The sequence below is a fragment of the Bradyrhizobium sp. Leo170 genome (assembly GCF_004296405.1).
GTDB lineage: Bacteria > Pseudomonadota > Alphaproteobacteria > Rhizobiales > Xanthobacteraceae > Bradyrhizobium.
The window spans coordinates 1-561 of sequence record NZ_PSRR01000853.1; the positions used below are offsets into that span (position 1 = coordinate 1).

General features: G+C 58.8%; 2 protein-coding genes. One reads left to right on the forward strand and one right to left on the reverse strand.

Annotated elements, in window-relative coordinates; translation table 11 throughout:
* Positions 1-5: 5 nt before the first annotated feature.
* Complete coding sequence (locus CWO89_RS49040) at positions 6-140, reverse strand: hypothetical protein (protein WP_283813602.1); 135 nt, start codon at positions 138-140, stop codon at positions 6-8.
* Here CWO89_RS49040 and CWO89_RS45090 point away from each other — a divergent pair.
* A partial coding sequence (locus CWO89_RS45090; RefSeq protein WP_245476889.1) for an integrase core domain-containing protein occupies positions 139-561 on the forward strand: 423 nt, incomplete at its 3' end. The genes CWO89_RS49040 and CWO89_RS45090 overlap by 2 nt on opposite strands.

The following is a 561-nucleotide window of genomic DNA, read 5'->3' on the forward strand; positions in this document are numbered from 1 at the left end:
CGCATTCACGGTGAACTGCTCAAGCTCGGGTTTGAGATCGCGCAGTCGAGCGTCGCGAAGTACATGGTCAAACGACGCTGGCCGCCAAGCCCGGGATGGCGGACGTTCTTGCGCAACCACGCGCCGGACATCGCCGCCATGGACCTGTTCGTTGTTCCAACGATCGGTTTCGACCTGCTCTATGCCTTCGTCATCGTCCGGCTCGACCGCAGAGATCTCGTCTGGATCAACGTCACAGCAAATCCGACGGCCGAATGGGTGGCACATCAAATCACGGAGGCATTTCCTTGGGATGAGGCTCCGCACTACCTCATCCGCGATCGCGACCAGATCTATGGCAGCGTCGTCACGCGCCGATTGCGAGCCATGGGCATCCGGGACAAGCCTACCGCACCGGCGTCGCCCTGGCAGAATAGCTTTGCCGAACGGCTAATCGGATCGATCCGGCGTGAGTGTGTAGACCACATCATTGTCTTAGGCGAAGCGCATCTGCGCCGAATCCTGCGATCCTATGCGGAATATTACAACCGCGTCAGAACTCATCGATCCTTGGACAAGGAT